This window comes from Paenibacillus sp. JT22N12, from assembly GCF_056269365.1.
In genome coordinates, this window is sequence record NZ_JBWDNU010000003.1 from 820,914 (window position 1) to 838,044 (window position 17,131).

Genomic DNA, 17,131 nt, shown 5'->3' on the forward strand with positions numbered 1-17,131 from the left:
TTCTTTCTTCAGGAATCAGGCCCAATATTCACATCGCCGGTTTGCACATGTATGTCAATCGGGACCTTGCCCGTTCCGCTGGAAGCATGCAGCTGCTTGTCGTCCTGATTGATAATCTTGTCGAACGGATAATCAGCGTTTACGCTTCCGCCTTGGGCTGATGCATCCAGTTCAATGTCCGCTTGCTCAGGCAGAGACAGAGTGGCATCGCCTTCGAGAATATTGATGGCAATGGATCCTTCCGGCTTGCCCAGCCGCGCATTCACGTCGCCATCGGTGACTTCGGCATGCAATCCCCCCGAATAGCGGTCCAGATTGATTTTGCCTGCCGTCAGATTCACTTTTCCGACGCCGCCGGCAATGTTCGAAGCATTCATCTTGCCCGTCACGATAGCAGCGGTATAATCGCCTGAATAGTGATCAAGATTGATTTTACCCGTTACGATATCGAATGAGGCATGGCCCGCGTGCAGCCGTTCTCCCGAAAATTTGGATGTATACGCTTTGAAATCGAGCCGCTCCGCATTCACATCGCTCACATTCACATCACCTGACTGTAGCGTTATCGCAAGCTTATTCAGGACCATCCGGGCATCTTCCAATTGTCCGTACACATGGATATCCCCATCGCTGACTTCCGCAATCAAGCTATTCTTATAGAAGCTTGGAATATGAATGTCGAGGGTGGAGCCGGTCGGCAGGAGGCCCTTGGCCTTATCCTCCACAAGGACGTCGATTGAAATCCCCTCTTGCTTGAAGCTTAACGTGCCGCTGCCATGGAGTGCTGCTTCCATTTCTTGCGAATCGTCATCCGCAATGATGCGGATGTCTGCATTTGAAGCATTGATCGAAATCTGTTCAATCGTAACCGGGACGGCAATCCGCGCCTCCTGACTTCTCCACGTCAAGCCTTCTCCGGGGAAGGAAGCACCTATCATAATGAGGCCGCCCAGCAGGAGCAGAGCGCCGATTAGCTTCTTCAACCGCAACAACCTCCTGTAAGACGATGCCTAACCATCCCATTTTATCATCAGACGGCGCTTTTTCCATACGTACCTGGATCTGATCTTGTATAAGACCACGGTCTTAGAAAGTCTGAAGCGTCAACCGCCTTCCGGTCTTAGATGAATTACAACCTGAGGACGTTACGCAAGCCATTCTTCATGGTTTATTCTGTATACACCTGCAAGAGTACGGCAGCACCGCACCAGGCAGGCTGGAAAATTCGAAACGGAGTGACTGCTTATGTATAAGAAATGGAACCTGTTAAAAAATCACCTGCTGGCGCTCAGCCTGCTGCTGTCCATCCCCCTGCTCAGCATCGCTTACATTTATCTGAATCACAGCAGAGGCGAGCATACGTTCAGCCTTGTAACCGATCTGGACCAGCAAATTCCGTTTTTGAAAATATTCATTCTGCCGTACTTGGCCTGGTTCGTCTTTATATTAGCCTGCTTTGTCTATCTTGCCTTCCGGAATCGTCAGCTGTATATGCACACGCTGCTGCGCTTCAATATCGGGCTCGTCGTCTGCTACCTGGTCTATGCCGTATATCAGACCCATGTGCCGCGCCCGGAATTGGTCGTCATCGACTGGCTGGACCGGCTCGTTCAATATGTCTACAGCATGGATGAACCCTTCAACTGCTTCCCGAGCACGCATGTGCTGACCTCTTACTGCATGATGAAGGCCTTTATCTCGTCGCCCGGAATCAACCGGTATATCCGCATTGCGGTATCAGGCATGTCCATCCTTATTATCGCCTCGACCTTATTTGTCAAACAGCATGTGCTGATGGACATGGCAGGTGCGATTGCGGTTGTGGAAGTGATTTATTTTGTCGGTGCCCGAACCTGGGCACGAACCCGTGCAGGTGAAAAGCGAAGCAGAGTTCCTGTCCTTCCGTAATTGGGGGGGTGGACACTTTGCTCCGGGCCCCGAAGATACCATCCGTCCCGGTTCTCTCCTTGCTGTCCTCCATTTCCGGAATGCGTAGTATGTCTTGCTATACCAAGCCGAATGCATGCACAAGCAGGAAGCCGAGGACCGACAGCAGCACCGAGCCTATCCCTCCTGCGGCAAAGGGTCTCATACCCAGTCGGCGGAAGGTGCCGATGCTCACTCCTAGACCAAGGCCTGCCATCGCCATTGCCAGCAGCAGATAAGCTGCGATAATCATCTGTGCGCTAATCGCCGCAGGAATGATACCTAATGTATTCACCCCGCACATGAGCAGGAAGCCGGGAATAAACCACGGGAACGGGATCTCCCTCCAGCTTGTGCGGCCTTCGGCTCCGCTAGCATAACGGCGCTGCTTGCGCGCGGCCCAGATTCCGATAACCATTGCCACCGGCACCAGCATGACCACGCGTGTCAGCTTCTCAATCACCGCAAGATCAACCGCTTCCTGCCCACCTGGTGCGGCAGCGGCAATGGCATGAGCGACCTCATGAAGCGTAGCTCCCGAGAAAATACCGTACCCTGAAGGACTTAAATCCAGAATGGGATATACCAAGGTATAGATTAGGGTGAAAATCGTGCCGAGAATCGCAACCGTCGCAGCGGCAACAGCCGTTTCCTCCTTATTTGCCTTCATTTGCGGCGAGATTGCCACCACTGCGGCGGCTCCGCAAATCGCAGTCCCGCATGCCGTTAACAGGCCAAGCCTCTTATCAACGTTTAGCCACCTCGTCAGCCCGTACACAACCAGAATTGTAAAAAACACATCAATAACCGCAATGGCCAATACTTTGGGTCCAGCATGAACAATATCGGACAAGTTAAGCCTCATGCCCAATAAAATAATGCCGTACCGCAGAAGCTTCCTGCTAGAGAAGGAAATTCCGACAGCTGCAGATTCCGGCATCCTGAATATGGCTTTGCAGACGACGCCAAGCAAAATCGCGATCACAAGCTGGCCCATAATGCTTAGAAACGGCAGCATCGCCAAATATTTTGCAGCCACGGCAAGCAGCAAGGTGATTGCCAGCCCCTGTGTGAATCCCATACCATTATGCAGCCTGATGCTGCTTGTATTTGCTAGTGTCATTGTATCTCTCCCCAGGCGGATGACTTGATTTCATTATGGTTTATAGGGTTAACTATATAGCTCCGGGGATGGGAAGTGAAATTCCGATCTGTTATCCAAATCATCATTAATCCTTATGATTGCTTGATTGGCTTTTAGCCAATATAAAAACAAGCGCTGCCCTGTCATGCAGGGGAGCGCTTGTTGTGCAGCTGCCTTTATCCAGATAGAGCGAAATTACGTATTCTGCGTATACGAGCCTATGCGTGCCTGCAGGGGACGGGGGCTGTCTGCCGCGCGCATGCTGTCATAAGCTTGAACAGCGGCAGTGGCAACCTCTATATCCTGATCGCTTGTTCCGCCGCTCACCCCGACTCCTCCGTAGATCCGGCCATCTTTGATGAGAGGAATCCCTCCCCCCAGGATGACAATCCGCCCGTTATTCGTTGTATTAATGCCGAAGGAAGGTCCGCCGGGAAGTGCCGCCTGGGAGAGATTGACTGTCGGCATTTTCATCGCCACACTGGTCCATGCCTTGTTCAGGGCGATATCGATCCCGGCAATACGGGCATAATCCATGCGGTGAAAAGCAATCAGATTGCCTCCTTCATCAACAATCGCGATGTCCTCAGATACCCCGATCTCCCGGGCCTTCTTCTCCGCTGCCAACAGCAATGCTTTAGCCGTATCCAGCATAATCCGCATAGACGCATACACCCCTTATGACCATATATTAAGTAGTGTATGGTCATTTTCCCAGTGAAATGATCTAATATCTAAATTCTCCATGGCACCATTTAACACACTATTTAGTCGTAAAGTATGTTTTAATAAAAGAGAGCCAATATAAAATCTACAGCAAAGGAGCTCAGGCCTTATGCAAATCTCTTCATTCCTGTTTCCCAAAGACAAGGTTGCTTTCATCACTTCTTCCATGTCCATGAAGGAAGCGATGGATCAGCTGGAGCATCACCATTACTCGGCAATTCCCATTATTGACGACGACGGCAAATATATCGGCACCCTCTCGGAGGGCGATCTGTTGTGGAAGCTGAAGAATACCCCGGGTCTTACCTTTGATAATATGCAGCAGGTGCCCGTAACCGAAATAAAGAAACGCATCCATAATGAATGCGTCTCGATTAATGCGCAGATGGAGGATATGCTGGCCCTGGCGGCTGATCAGAATTTCGTGCCTGTCGTGAACAATGACCGTGTATTCATCGGAATTATCCGCCGTAAAGATATTATTGCCTATTACACTAAAAATATTACCGATTGACTGTTGCTTGGACCAGCATGGCATAAACACATTTTCCGGAAGAGAAACTCTGCAATCCTGCTGTCCTCCCGCAATCATGGGGGATAAGCAGGCAGCCTCTTCCTGCTATGATTGATGTACGACGGGCGCCGAATCCCCGCGGCCCGGCAGTACGGATTTTTCATACGATTTGACCTCGGCCAGCCATTCCTCGCGAACCGGAACCCCGCTTTGCTCGCAGTAGTAATCCCATACCGCTCCAAATGGATAGGATTTGAACTCTTCAGCCAATGCCAGACGTGTCGTATAATCCCCTTCGAGCTCCGCCTGCTTCAGCGCTTCAGCCGGCTCCAGCATGGCCCGCAGCAAGGCTTTAATTGTATTGCGCGTCCCGATCACCCATGCCGCCACACGGTTGATGCTGGCATCGAAGAAATCCAGTCCGATATGTGTGGTATCCAGCAGCTCATTGCGCACAAGCTCCCGGCCGATGTCCAGCAGCTCATCGTCAAGCACAACGACATGGTCGCTGTCCCAACGGACCGGACGGCTGACATGCAGCAGAATGCCGCTGGTGAACAGCGACAGTGAGGAAAGCTTGTTGGAAATCACTTCTGTCGGATGAAAATGTCCCGCGTCCAGACAGATCAGCTTATCATTCTTGATGCCATAGCCCATATAAAATTCATGGGAGCCTACCGTATAAGCTTCCGCACCGAGACCGAACAGCTTGCTCTCCACCGCATCAAGGTTATGCTTCGGATTAAGCTCCTCCGCAAACACTTCATCCAGCGCTTCCATAAGGCGGCGGCGCGGCGCGAGCCGGTCGGCGGGAATATCCTTGTAGCCGTCCGGGACCCAAACATTGGTCACACAGGTCTGACCCAGCTGCTCGCCAAAATAAGCGCCGATTTTGCGCGAGGCTTTGCAATGATCGATCCAGAACCTCCGGATTTCCGCATCCGGATGGCTCAATGTAAACCCGTCCGCGGATTTCTCATGAGAGAAGCAGGTCGGATTGAAATCCAGCCCCAGCCCCTGTGCCTTCGCCCAATCGACCCAGGATTGAAAATGGCGGGGTTCCAGCTGGTCCAGATCCACTTTTTCGTTCGTATCGGCGTAGATTGCGTGCAAATTGACTTTATGCTTGCCAGGAATTAATGAGAACGCTTTCTCCAAGTCCAAACGTAATTCCTGAGGCGTACGCGCAGCCCCCGGGTAATTACCCGTAACCGAAATTCCTCCGGTCAACTCCTGATCCTGAAACAGGAAGCCCCGGACATCGTCGCCCTGCCAGCAGTGGACGGAAATCTTGATCTGGGCAAGCTTGCGCAGAACCTCGTCCACATCGATTCCATGTTTAGCATACAGCTTTCGGGCATCTTCGTAACTTGATTCAATTGACATGGTCGAACCTCCTTAAGCGATATGGTGATACAGCATACTGTCCCGTACAAGAAGAAACGGCTGAAGCCATCCATTCTGTAGCTATGTCAAGTTTCTTCCCTCAGAAATATAAGAAAAGTATGATGGAATTTTATACTTTCTTATATTTTTAGATAAGCCTTCCCTTGATCATCTCACGTAACAGTATGCCATAATCACCTGCTCAATTCCACGTCAATCGGGACAATTTCAGTCAGAAAATGAACCTTTCACGGCAATCCCTGCCGAGTACTCCAGCGTTCCTGAAAGAGGTCATCAGAACCGTCCTGATCTGAAGATCGAATAGAGCAGCCACATAAACAGAAACCCCGCTATGACAAAACCGATCTCGATCGCCGGGATGTTCCACAGCATGCTGTTTTGGTGACTGATGGAAGAACCGATGATCAGACCCAGCATGATGATGCTGAAGGACAACAGCACAAGGCTGATTGACAGCCGGTTGCTGATCCGGTCCAGCTTATTCAGGATGCCGTCAATGCCCGAGACGCTGATCTCCAGCTTCAAATTGCCGTTATTCACGACGTTCAGCAGTCCTTTGATCTGTTTCGGAAAATCGACCAGGATCTCGCGGTAATCGGATACGTCCTTCCACAGCCGTTCTCCGATATTTTTCGGGTTGAAGCGCTCCTTAAGCAGTCGTTTGCCAATGGGCTCCGCCATCTGGATGATGCTGATCTCCGGGTCCAGCTTCTCGACAACGCCTTCCATCGTCAGCAGTGTCTTGCCAAGAAGAATCAAATCGGCGGGGATGCGGATTTGATGGCGGTAGGCCAGATCGAACAGGTCCTGCACCGATTCGCCGAGACTGACCTCGCTGAGTGCGACTCCATAATATTTATCGCGCATTTGATTGACATCTTTTCGAAGCTCATCCTTATCGACATGCTCGGTAATTACCCCCATATCGAAAAGGGACTTTATAATGGCGTCGGTCTTCTTGCGCATTAGACCAATAATCAAATTCGAAAAATGAAGCTTCATCTCCGGCGTAAGCCGTCCGACCATCCCAAAATCGATAAAAGCGACAACCTCGCCGGGCAGCACCAGCAGATTGCCGGGATGCGGATCCGCATGGAAGAATCCTTCAATAAAAATTTGATGCAGCACCGCTTGTATGAGGCGTTCAGCGATAATTTTATTATTATAATTCTTACTCATCAGCTGCTCGTTGTCGCTGACCTTAATGCCCTCGACAAACTCCATCACCAGCACCTTGCCTGAAGAATACGCCCAGTACACTTCGGGAATATAAATATTGACGTCCTTCTCGAACTGAGCGGCTATGAGCTCCGTGTTCTTTCCTTCGATCTTGTAATCCAGCTCATCAATCAGCGATTTGCCGAATTCTTCAATCATTTTTTGAATTTGATATTTTTTGGCCCAATCGAACCGGTTCTCCATAATGGCAGCCAGATTGCGGAGTATCTCCAGGTCGGTTTTGACCGTCTCGGCGATGCCTGGGCGCTGAATCTTGACCGCTACCCGTTCTCCGCTGGTCAGCCTGCCTTCGTGAACCTGGCCAATGGAGGCGGCAGCCGTAGGCACTTGATGAAAATCAGCAAAAATCTCCTCCATACGCATACCGGATTCCGCTTCGATGATGGCCTGTACATCGGAAAAAGGAAAAGCTTCAACCTGATCCTGAAGCTTTTCCAGCTGCTTGATCATCTCTTCCGGCAGCACATCCGAACGCGTGCTTCCGATCTGTCCGAGCTTGACGAAGGTCGGACCCAAATCCTGAATGACATTCCCGATCCGCTCCCATAGCGATAATTTGGGCGTTTTCTCGGATTGCTTCATGATCCTTGCGGGAAGGGAAAGCATATGGAAAATATCAATTTCCTCCACGATAAAACCAAAACCGTTGCGAATCAAAGCTATTGCGATATCCCGATACCGGTTTATGTGACGCACTCGTTTACCGAACATAGGGCTGGTTTCCTTTCAGTTGGCCTTGACGCCTACGCCTGATCCTCTTGCTGCTTCCCGGACTGTCCCTCTGTCTGAACTTCGCTCACATCTGCTTTCTCAACCTTCAGATCCTTGATCTGGGATTCCAGGCGCAGAATATCATCCTTGGTAGCGACATTCAATTCAACCAGCAGCAGCTTCAGCTGCTCCCGCACGATCCGTTTGAGCTCATTTTGCTCGTCCTCGCCCTTTTGTATCAGGCGGTTCAGCAGCTCCTTGGAGTCGCCAGGGGCGATCTCCCCTTTTTTCACCAGCTCTTCGACCGCCTTCTCGACCTTTTCCTTGCTTGTAATCGTAATGCCTACGCCGAGCGCCAATGCTTTTTTGATCAATTCATTCATCGTTACAGCCTCCCGTTCATCATTTATATTTACTAGCAAGAATCCTGGCTTTAGTACAGCTTCCCCTGAATATACAGATTGGTCGACAGCTTCATGACCGCGTGGGTATAGCAGATTTGACGCAGCGAGCGGCTGTTCCCGAAGTAACCGGGGTAAATCGCGTTCATGGTCGATTTCATCTTGTCATGAAGCAGCTCAAATACCTGCGCTTCACTGTAAAATTGCGTCTCGCGGCCCTGCAGCCACTCAAAATACGAGACGATAACGCCGCCCGCATTCGCCAGAATATCCGGTATGACGATACAGCCTTTATCCAGCAATATCTGATCCGCATCACCCGTAACCGGAGCATTTGCTCCCTCTACAATGAAGCTGGCTTTGATGCGCTCCACATTATCGGCGCGTATCTGATCCTCCAGCGCCGCGAGTACCAGAACCTCGACATCCAGATAGAGAATGTCCTCTCTGCCCCGGATTTCCGCTTTGACATTCGCTTCGGCAAGCCCTTCCGGCGTATTCGGCAGATCGCCATGATGCGTCTGTGCATAGCCGATGAGAGCAGGAATGTCCAAGCCTTCGGCATTGTATAAAGTGCTGTTGCGGTCGCTGACCGCCACAATCTTATTCTGCAGCTTCGTGCACTGGTAGGCTTCCAGGGCCACGATGGAACCGACATTGCCGAACCCTTGAACAGCCAGCTTCAGCGGTCGGCCGGCATGAGCCATAACGGTCTGGGCGAAGGAGTTGCTGCTGCCTGCAAACCCATGCTGTCCCTGAAGAAAATCATGGAGCAAATAGCGGAAGGTGAAATAAACGCCCTTGCCGGTCGCTTCCCTTCTTCCCAGGGAGCCTCCGTTAATGACGCTTTTGCCCGTGAAGCTGCCGCGATAGGGCTTTCCGGGATTAATGCTTTTATATTCAGCCATCATCCAGTCCATTTCGCGTTCGCCCGTGCCAACGTCAGGCGCTGGAATATCCTTGTCGGGTCCCAAAATATCGCTGAAATACTGGACATATTTTTTGCAGATGAGGTACAGCTCGCGTGCGGAATAGTTTCGCGGATTAATCGCAACCCCGCCTTTTCCGCCGCCAAAAGGAACCTCATGGAGCGCGTTTTTAAGCGTCATTAACGCAGCCAAATTAATAACTTCATCCTCGTTCACCGATTCGTGGAAACGGATGCCCCCTTTATAGGGCCCCAGCGTATCGTTATGCTGAGTCCGAAAAGCGGGAATCCTCGTCACCTCGCCATTGTCCAGCGGAACGCGCAGAAAGGACTTGTGCATGCGATTGGGAGTAGATAATATGGAGGCCAGAGATTTGAAGGCTTTCGCTCTGATTTCGTCCTGTAAAACCGGCAAATAAGCGGCGTCTTCCAACAGATTTTGTAAGGAACGCTCAATGACTGCGCTGGTCTTGCTTGTCATATGTATGGATCACCTCATATTTTGGATTGTCGTACGTTGCCTCCTCCAATTACAGTATAACCAACCTCGGGACTTTGACCAAATTTTTACTTGAGACAGCCGTATCCTTGGCAGAAGACTGCGGCGAAATAACAATAAGGCAGCCTCTTCCCGGTCTCAGACCGGGAAGAGGCTGCCTTATCCGTAAAACCCGGGGACAAGCATGGCTGCGCAGATGGAAGCCGCGTTTCATAATCTAACACTTCATCAGGCGGCTTCCGCAGGCTCCGCCAGCTAATCGCCGGTTATCTATATAAACGCCATCAGGCTCCTACAGCGTGAGCCATCCTGACGGATTTTCGAATCCGCACGGCCATTACGGCCGCAAACAAGCAGACAAATCCGGCCATCACGAACGGAACGGTATAGCTGCCGAGCCAGTCGCGCAGCACCCCTGCCCCATAAGCGGCAGTGGAAGCCCCTACCTGATGAGCAACGACGATCCAGCCAAATACCATTCCCGCCTTTTCTTTTCCGAATACATCGGAGGTGATCTTGACCGTCGGCGGAACAGTGGCAATCCAGTCCAATCCGTAGAATACCGCGAAGATCAGCAGCTGGGTGTAGCCCATACTGAGCGCGGTGGGCAGGAAGATCAGGGAAAGACCGCGCAGTCCGTAATACCAGAACAGCAGCCATCTGCTGTCGAACCGGTCGGACAGCCAGCCGGAGAGCGTCGTGCCTACAAGATCGAACACTCCCATCAACGCCAGCAGCCCTGCCGCTATGACAATGGGAATATCAAAATCGCCGCAGGCCGGAATCAGATGGGTGCCGATCAGCCCGTTGGTGGAAAACCCGCAAAAGAAGAAGGTCCCGGCGAGCAGCCAGAAGGTTCCGCTCCGTGAAGCGGAAGCAAGAGTCTGCAGCGGCGCAAGAAATAAATTTCCTCTGAATGGAGCCGGCCGTGTAATCTCGACCTCGCCTAGCGGAGCCGCTCCGACATCATAAGGGTGATTTCTCATCCATATGGCAACCACAGGGATCAGCAGCACAAGAACGGCTACAGTCGTAAAGATGGAGGCTCTCCAGCCAATCGCTGTCGTAATTTGCGCCAGCAGCGGGAGGAACAGCAGCTGGCCGGTAGCCGCGCTGGCCGTAAGCAGCCCCACCACTAATCCTTTATGCTTGACGAACCAGCGGTTTGCCACAGTTACGCCAAGAACATTGGCCATCATGCCCGTGCCCAGGCCGACCATGACACCCCACAGCAGGAAAAACTGCCAGAGCGCCGTCATCAAGGGTGTCAGCGAGAGACTGCCTGCCAGCAGAATCATGGCGATGACCATCATCCGGCGAATGCCGAAACGCGCCATAAGCGCGGCTGAGAACGGCCCCATAAGTCCGTAAAGCAGGATCTTAATGGATAAAGCTCCGGATACGGAAGCCCGGTCCCAGCCGAATTCCTTTTCGAACGAGAGCATCAACACACTCGGTATCGAATTGATTCCAGCGGAGACGAGCAGGGCCAAGAAGGCAATCAACACGACGATCCATCCATAATAAAGCTTTGATGCCTTTGCGGCCTCTGTCATCATTTGTTCCTCCCGAATGAATAAATGCTTCTTTACTGTAATATTAAATATTACAGTAAAGAACAAAAAAAATTTACAGCCTGGATTGCAGCTCCACACGACTTAGAATATCGGCAATAGTATAATTGCGAAGGTAGCTGCCCACCTGATCCTCCAATGAAATAAAAATGCCATCCATGGCGCTCTCAATATTGGCCCCGATCAGACATTGCGTATTGGGATTCGGAAATTTAGGCTTCAAAGATCCTTCCGAGGTAAGCAGATACAGTTCATCGAGCGTGACCTCTTCCGGCCTGCAGTTCAGCTCGAACCCGCCTCCGGCACCCTCTTTGGATTTGATATACCCTTTCTTGCACAGCATGCTGAGTACCTTGCGCACCCTTACGGGATGGACGGAAACGCTTCTGGCAATCCGGTCGCTTGGCGCTATATGTAAAGGCAAATGAGCCAAATAGGATAGACTGTGTACGGCTATTGTGAAATCGCTGTTCATACGCTGCCTCATCTCCATCGGTTGAATAACTATAATAATATTTGTTACAGTTACATCCGTCAAGAATTTTTTTCGTCCGGCATGCAGAATTTATTACGCGGCCTTTTCCGTTTGATTCAGGATTTGATCCGACTGTGGTACGATAATGTTTCAATATGAATGTTCTCTATTATTATCATCATAAGCGGCAAACGATACGATAGTTGAAGGAGGGACCGTCAATGGACCGCGCAGAACCTGAGTTTTCCTCAAGCTTCGCTTTGGATGAATATACGAACCGCTTCCTTACCGAATATCCCGTGAACTGCCAGCTCCGGACAGCTCCGCTTGGCCAGCGGATGCTCCATGCCCACAATGGCTTCGAATTATATTTTTGTCTGGATGGCTCCGGCTCCTACATCGTCGGAGATCGGCTGTATCCGCTCAAAGCTGGCACATTGACCATTATCCGACCTCACGTCGTTCATAGGCCCTTCACCGGAAAGCCCGAACAGCTGCACCGGTTCGTTGTTTCGATAGACGAAGCTTATATGGATGCAATCAACGCAGCCTGCTTCGGCTCTGCTCTGCCTATTTGTTCCCTGTTCATAGATGACGAATACCAATCTGGCCATTATTTTCTTTCCGCGCCGCAGCAATCGAAACTTGCCAGCCTTCTCTCGGAGCTTGAGCTGCAGCTCCAGAACAAGACTCCCTATGGCGAACTGGCTGTCCTCAAATCCATTGCTGAAATGCTAATGCTTATCATTGACCTGCAACAAAACGGCGCGGCCGGCATGAATCTGAGCGAGTCGGAAGATGAACGGATTGTAGGCGGGGTATTATCCTATTTGACGGCGCATTATCAGGAAAAGCTCCAGATTGAGGATCTGCTGCGGCTGTATCCAGTCTCCCGGTCCCGGTTGTTTTATATTTTCAAGGAAGCTACCGGAAATACCATCAAGCAGTTTCTGACGGATTACCGTCTGAATCAGGCCAAGCGGCTGCTGGCGGAAACCGCAATGCCGGTTACAGAAATAGCTCTGCACACAGGCTTCGGGGATATGTCGCACTTCTTTCATGTGTTCAAACGAGGGACAGGGCTATCGCCAAAAAAATACCGCGGAGAAGCCGCCGGCAGCCCAAAAAGGCAATCCGGTATGAACCGGATCACCTAAGAAGTGACTAACCTCGCCGTCCTTAGTCGGCAAAGCTGGTTTCCTCCCATCAAATATCAGAAACAGTGAGGACATATCTTACCCCTTCTGATATTTTAAAAAAACACCCGATCTGCGGAATCACTCTCTGCCAGGGTGCTTTTGCTACACTCGCTTGCCCTTCCCGCGTATGGCTTGAACGAGCAGCAGGAGAACCAATCCTTGACCATAGAGAGCCGGATAAATAGGAACCTCATTATAAGCCGCGATGCTGGCCAATACAGGCGTGCCGCCGGAAACGCCTCCGACTACCCCCTCCACCGAAATATAGGGGATCACCGCCTGCACGACGCGTTCTATGACAAAACTAAGCTGTTCATCGGGTTCAACAAGTCCCATATCAAGCGCTTTCGATATTCCGCAGCCAATTCCGGCGCTTCCGGAAATCTCGCGATAATAATCAGGGTGATCCATCACCGTACTCCATAAACCATCCGCCTGCTGGTAGCCTGCCAGACCTGTAATCAACCTGCCGTATCTTTCGATAACCTCATCGGGAATCTCAATCAGGGGAGCAATCTCCTCCAGGATCATGGGGACCCCAACTGTTACCCATGCGTTTGCTCTTGTCCAGCGGGCTGCGGACATATGGCTGCCGATATCGCAGTTCCAGCCGTGGAACAGCACTTGGGTCTGCGTATCCTGAAGCAGCCGCAGGTGAATCAGAACCTGACTCGCCGCTTCCTCCGCATAACGCTTATTGTCGAGCATGGAAGCGGTGCGCGCCAGAAAAAGAACAGCCATAAAGATCGTATCCGCCCATACCTGCTCCGAGAAGCTGGCATTCTCGGTAACCGTATGTTCAAAAGCCTCTTCCCGGGTACGGGGAGCTTCGGTAACCAGCCACAGGGCCACCCGCTCCGCTTCGTCCGCATACCAGTTCTCGCCTGTCAGACGATGCAAAGCCGGAAATATCGCATAGGGAGCAATGCTGTTTATAACTCTGGTTCCCTCCGCCTTGTCTTTGTTTTTCGCCACCCAGTTAACCAGATACGCCAGTATCTCCGGGTCCTGTACAGCTTCGTAATATTCCATCAAAGCAATGACGCCCACTCCGGGCACCCAATCCCATTGCTGAATGTCCATTCCCCATTGACCGGAATGATCCTTCTTCATCTGCTTCCATATTAAATCCCCATACCGCCGCATCGTCAAGCGCCTCCTCAAGATTTGCTGCCGGACTCTACAGCCGGCAACGCCACTTTACCATGTTCCGGCAGCAAACACTTGGGGGATCGTCCTGAAAATATGGGTAAACGTCCACAGGGAACCAATTCCGGCTTCCTTGAGAAAGACCGGATACCTTACTTGGCTTGATGCTTGAGCAGCAGATCTGTCAACGTATCAATTTGTCCGTAAGTCGAGACGGGATCAAAATAAAAATAAGTTTTATAATCGAGACTGATCACATGCCCCTCTTTGACGGCCTTCAAGCTTTTCCATACGGAGCTTGCCATTAATAATTTCAGAGCTTCATCCGTTCCGTCAGGGTAGGAGCTCAAGAAGATATAATCCGCATTCAAATACTCGGGGAGCACTTCAAGCGATACGGTCTTGTATTGCTCGCCACTGTCAATTACATCTTTTTGCACAAGCGGGGGAGCCTTGAAGCCAAGGACATGATAAATGGCCTCTCCCCCACGGCCGTAATTATCGCCTAGCATGGCAATGGTTTTGCCGTCCGTTTCGAGAAGCGACGCGGTCATACCCGGCTCCACGATCCCTTTCAGCTTCTCTTTGGCCTGCTTGGCCTTGTCCTCGTAATCAGCCTGCCACTTCGCGGCTTCCTCCTGTCTGTTCAGCAAATCGCCGAACATGGATACTTCCTCACGGATATTTTTGATGGAATCGTAAGGAATAAGCAGCGTCGGCGCGATTTTGGCCAATGCATCATAGCTGTCTATCAGTGTATCATTGATGACAATCAGATCCGGTTCAAGCGCTAGCACCTTTTCCAACGAGGCAGGCGAGCCGATGTCCGTAATGGTTTGCTCCTGAGTGGTCAGGAACGGGCTTCCCATCCACCACTCCTTGCTTCCGCCAATCGGATGAATCCCCAGAGACAGCAGCGTCCCATGGTAATAACCGGCAACGATCCGCTGCGGATTGGCGGGAATTTCAATATCCCCCTTAACTGTTTTGACGATTCTGGTGTCTGATCCACTCTGCGCTTCTTCTTCCTTCTCCCCATCGGCTGCCGCTGAATCAGACCCGCTGGCATTCGTACCCGCGGCGTTTTGCTGTCCATTTGCAGGTGCAGGTTTCGAACTCCCCCCGCAGGAGCTTACGATAATTGCGAATACGATGAGCATACCTAATATTCCTGTTCTACGTGAAACGTGAAGCATACTTATCCCCCTTCTTAATTGTTAATGATTATCATTATCATCGATAATGATAACAAACATCCTAGGAATCGTCCATCCAAAATCTGACGAATATTGGTGGCATTCGTGAAATTATTGCCGTAACACCTCTTCCGTCTGCAGTTCCCGGGACGAGTTATTATGCCATAATAACTCGGTTTCAGCTAAGCCGCGTATCTTCTCCATATTGAAGTAAATGGACAAAAAAAAGCCTGCCGATCAGAAATCGGCAGAGCCTTTGGATGGGTTCTACACCCGATACTTTTGATCGTGTTCTTTATCCTACTAGACGGTTCTTGTCTCCAGACATTTCTCAAGAATAGCCATGCGGATAAACAGGCCGTTCTGGGCTTGCCGGAAATAGCCTGCCCGGGGGTCGGCATCGACCTCCGCTTCGATCTCTCCCGCGCGGGGAAGTGGATGCAGGATAAGGGAATCCTTCCTCATATGCTCCAGCAGATGACGGTCAATGATATATTTTCCTGCCGCAAGCTGATACTGCTCCATCGACGGGAACCGTTCTTTCTGAACGCGTGTCTGGTAGAATACATCAGCCGTTTCCGCCACCTTGGTCAAATCGCCGGTTTCCTCGTAAGCTACCCCCTTCTCGTCCAGATAATGCTTGACTGATTCCGGGATCCTGGCATTATCAGGGGCGATAAAGGTGATCCTGACATCCTTATAATTCGACAACAAATAACTGAGCGAGTGCACCGTACGCCCATAGGTCAAATCGCCAATCATGGCGATATGCAGACCTTCGATCCGTCCCAATTCCTTCTGAATGGTGTACAGGTCCAGCAGCGCCTGGGTGGGATGCTCTCCAGAGCCATCGCCCGCATTAACAACAGGAACTCTCTCCGAGACCGCCGCCGCGCGATGCGCCGCACCTACATCCGTATGACGGAGCACAATGACGTCGCAATAACCCGAAACGACCCGCACCGTATCCTCCAGCGTTTCTCCCTTGATCGCCGAAGAGAACTGTGCGGCGTTCTCCGTTCCAATGACGCTGCCTCCAAGACGGTACATCGCCGATTCGAAGGAGAGCCGGGTTCTGGTACTGGCTTCAAAAAACAGGGAGCACATAATTTTGCCTGCAAAACGGGTTGTCCCGCCTGTCGCCACAATCTGTTCCATCTGTGCAGCGGAGCGGAATAGATCTTCCAGCGCCGCTCTCTCAAATTGCTTCGAACCAATGACGTGAAATGAGGGATTCATAGGGTTTCGTTCCTTTTCCGGCAGCGAATTCAAGCTTCGTGCCCTTGATAGTTGAATTCATTCAATTACCGCTATATAAAGTGGATCACTCTTAATCGGCAGGCATGCCAAAAACTCCCGACCTTTAGAATTATAACGCAATTCCGGGCCGGGAGGTATCCTTCTTTATTCAGGTTTGCTTGACAGTGCGGCTATCCTTTTCTTGCGATAATTTCCATATTTTTGATCCGCTGCGGTTGAACAGGAGAAGGTGAGCGAATTCGTCAGATCGACAAGCGTCAGGCGGCAGCCGTGCTTCGCTCCGGTATCAATCCCAAGCTTCCGGTTCGCCTGCCACAGCTCTCCCCGCTCCGCCCCGAGCCTATGTGTTGGCGTATGGCCGAACACCACCGTCCGGCGGTCCGAATGGGGATACCGGTGAAAAGGATCTCTGATTTCCGTCAAATCCAGGATCGTCTGCTGCTCCAAAGAAACCCCAGGCCTGATCCCGGCATGCACGAACAGATAGGAATCATGTCCGGCATGCAGCGGAAGCGACAGGATATACTCGCACCAATCCTTGCGGCGGGCCACCTCCGCCTTCTTCAGGCCTTGAAACTCCTTGTTACCCGCAAGTGCAACAGCACCTTCTCTTGTCAATGCCTGAACATAGTCCAGCGTATGGAAGGAAGCGATGTCGTCATCAACATAATCGCCAAGCAGATAAAGACGATCGGAACGAGAATCATAATCCGCTGCTTCAAGCAGCAGCTTCAAGCCTTCCGTATGTCCGTGAATATCCGAAATAACCAATAAACGAGACAA

At 51.2% G+C, this 17,131-nt stretch carries 16 protein-coding genes; 3 read left to right on the top strand and 13 right to left on the bottom strand.

All coding sequences use genetic code 11. The features are described from left to right. Window positions 1-8: 8 nt before the first annotated feature. Complete coding sequence (locus AC0YOA_RS15225) at window positions 9-983, bottom strand: DUF4097 family beta strand repeat-containing protein (RefSeq protein ID WP_475787306.1); 975 nt, start codon at window positions 981-983, stop codon at window positions 9-11. A gap of 262 nt (window positions 984-1,245) precedes the next feature. Between AC0YOA_RS15225 and AC0YOA_RS15230 the strand changes: the two genes are divergently transcribed. Beyond that, a complete protein-coding gene (locus AC0YOA_RS15230) occupies window positions 1,246-1,908 on the top strand; it encodes a phosphatase PAP2 family protein (protein WP_475787307.1) in 663 nt (220 codons plus the stop codon). Window positions 1,909-2,005: 97 nt separating this feature from the next. Here the strand turns inward: AC0YOA_RS15230 and AC0YOA_RS15235 are convergent, their stop codons facing one another. Together AC0YOA_RS15235 and AC0YOA_RS15240 are read right to left on the bottom strand one after the other, a co-directional pair. After that, window positions 2,006-3,049: a YeiH family protein gene (locus AC0YOA_RS15235; protein ID WP_475787308.1), complete on the bottom strand. Its 1,044-nt coding sequence runs from the start codon at window positions 3,047-3,049 to the stop codon at window positions 2,006-2,008. 216 nt (window positions 3,050-3,265) lie between these two features. Next, a complete protein-coding gene (locus AC0YOA_RS15240; protein WP_210040451.1) occupies window positions 3,266-3,733 on the bottom strand; it encodes a GlcG/HbpS family heme-binding protein in 468 nt (155 codons plus the stop codon). 172 nt (window positions 3,734-3,905) lie between these two features. Here AC0YOA_RS15240 and AC0YOA_RS15245 point away from each other — a divergent pair, with 172 nt between their 5' ends. Then, the gene (locus AC0YOA_RS15245; RefSeq protein WP_210040449.1) at window positions 3,906-4,310 is read left to right on the top strand and encodes a CBS domain-containing protein; all 405 of its coding nucleotides are present in this window, start codon (window positions 3,906-3,908) and stop codon (window positions 4,308-4,310) included. A gap of 105 nt (window positions 4,311-4,415) precedes the next feature. On the opposite strand, the gene rhaA is transcribed toward AC0YOA_RS15245, so the two are convergent. From rhaA to AC0YOA_RS15275, 6 genes are all read right to left on the bottom strand, one after another. After that, on the bottom strand, window positions 4,416-5,696 hold the full coding sequence (gene rhaA, locus AC0YOA_RS15250; protein WP_475787309.1) for an L-rhamnose isomerase: 1,281 nt from the start codon (window positions 5,694-5,696) through the stop codon (window positions 4,416-4,418). Window positions 5,697-5,990: 294 nt separating this feature from the next. After that, entirely contained in the window at window positions 5,991-7,667 is a 1,677-nt protein-coding gene (locus AC0YOA_RS15255; protein WP_475787310.1) for an ABC1 kinase family protein, read from the bottom strand. A 32-nt stretch (window positions 7,668-7,699) separates the two neighbouring features. Next, window positions 7,700-8,050 (bottom strand): phasin family protein, encoded by a 351-nt coding sequence (locus tag AC0YOA_RS15260; RefSeq protein ID WP_475770631.1) that lies wholly within the window; start codon window positions 8,048-8,050, stop codon window positions 7,700-7,702. Window positions 8,051-8,100: 50 nt separating this feature from the next. Beyond that, window positions 8,101-9,477, bottom strand: coding sequence for a Glu/Leu/Phe/Val family dehydrogenase (locus tag AC0YOA_RS15265; protein WP_210040441.1), 1,377 nt, complete (start codon window positions 9,475-9,477; stop codon window positions 8,101-8,103). Between the two features lie 302 nt (window positions 9,478-9,779). Continuing rightward, a complete protein-coding gene (locus tag AC0YOA_RS15270; protein WP_475787311.1) occupies window positions 9,780-11,054 on the bottom strand; it encodes an MFS transporter in 1,275 nt (424 codons plus the stop codon). Window positions 11,055-11,124: 70 nt separating this feature from the next. Beyond that, window positions 11,125-11,544 (bottom strand): Rrf2 family transcriptional regulator, encoded by a 420-nt coding sequence (locus AC0YOA_RS15275; RefSeq protein WP_475787312.1) that lies wholly within the window; start codon window positions 11,542-11,544, stop codon window positions 11,125-11,127. A 221-nt stretch (window positions 11,545-11,765) separates the two neighbouring features. Here AC0YOA_RS15275 and AC0YOA_RS15280 point away from each other — a divergent pair, with 221 nt between their 5' ends. Further along, window positions 11,766-12,701, top strand: coding sequence for an AraC family transcriptional regulator (locus AC0YOA_RS15280; RefSeq protein ID WP_475787313.1), 936 nt, complete (start codon window positions 11,766-11,768; stop codon window positions 12,699-12,701). A gap of 144 nt (window positions 12,702-12,845) precedes the next feature. Here AC0YOA_RS15280 and AC0YOA_RS15285 read toward each other — a convergent pair whose 3' ends face one another. From AC0YOA_RS15285 to AC0YOA_RS15300, 4 genes are all read right to left on the bottom strand, one after another. After that, window positions 12,846-13,889 (bottom strand): glycoside hydrolase family 88 protein, encoded by a 1,044-nt coding sequence (locus AC0YOA_RS15285; protein WP_475787314.1) that lies wholly within the window; start codon window positions 13,887-13,889, stop codon window positions 12,846-12,848. Window positions 13,890-14,044: 155 nt separating this feature from the next. Continuing rightward, on the bottom strand, window positions 14,045-15,052 hold the full coding sequence (locus AC0YOA_RS15290; protein ID WP_475787315.1) for an iron-hydroxamate ABC transporter substrate-binding protein: 1,008 nt from the start codon (window positions 15,050-15,052) through the stop codon (window positions 14,045-14,047). A gap of 339 nt (window positions 15,053-15,391) precedes the next feature. After that, window positions 15,392-16,327: an aspartate carbamoyltransferase gene (gene pyrB, locus AC0YOA_RS15295; protein WP_475787316.1), complete on the bottom strand. Its 936-nt coding sequence runs from the start codon at window positions 16,325-16,327 to the stop codon at window positions 15,392-15,394. 165 nt (window positions 16,328-16,492) lie between these two features. Beyond that, the gene (locus AC0YOA_RS15300) at window positions 16,493-17,131 is read right to left on the bottom strand and encodes a metallophosphoesterase (RefSeq protein WP_475787317.1); all 639 of its coding nucleotides are present in this window, start codon (window positions 17,129-17,131) and stop codon (window positions 16,493-16,495) included.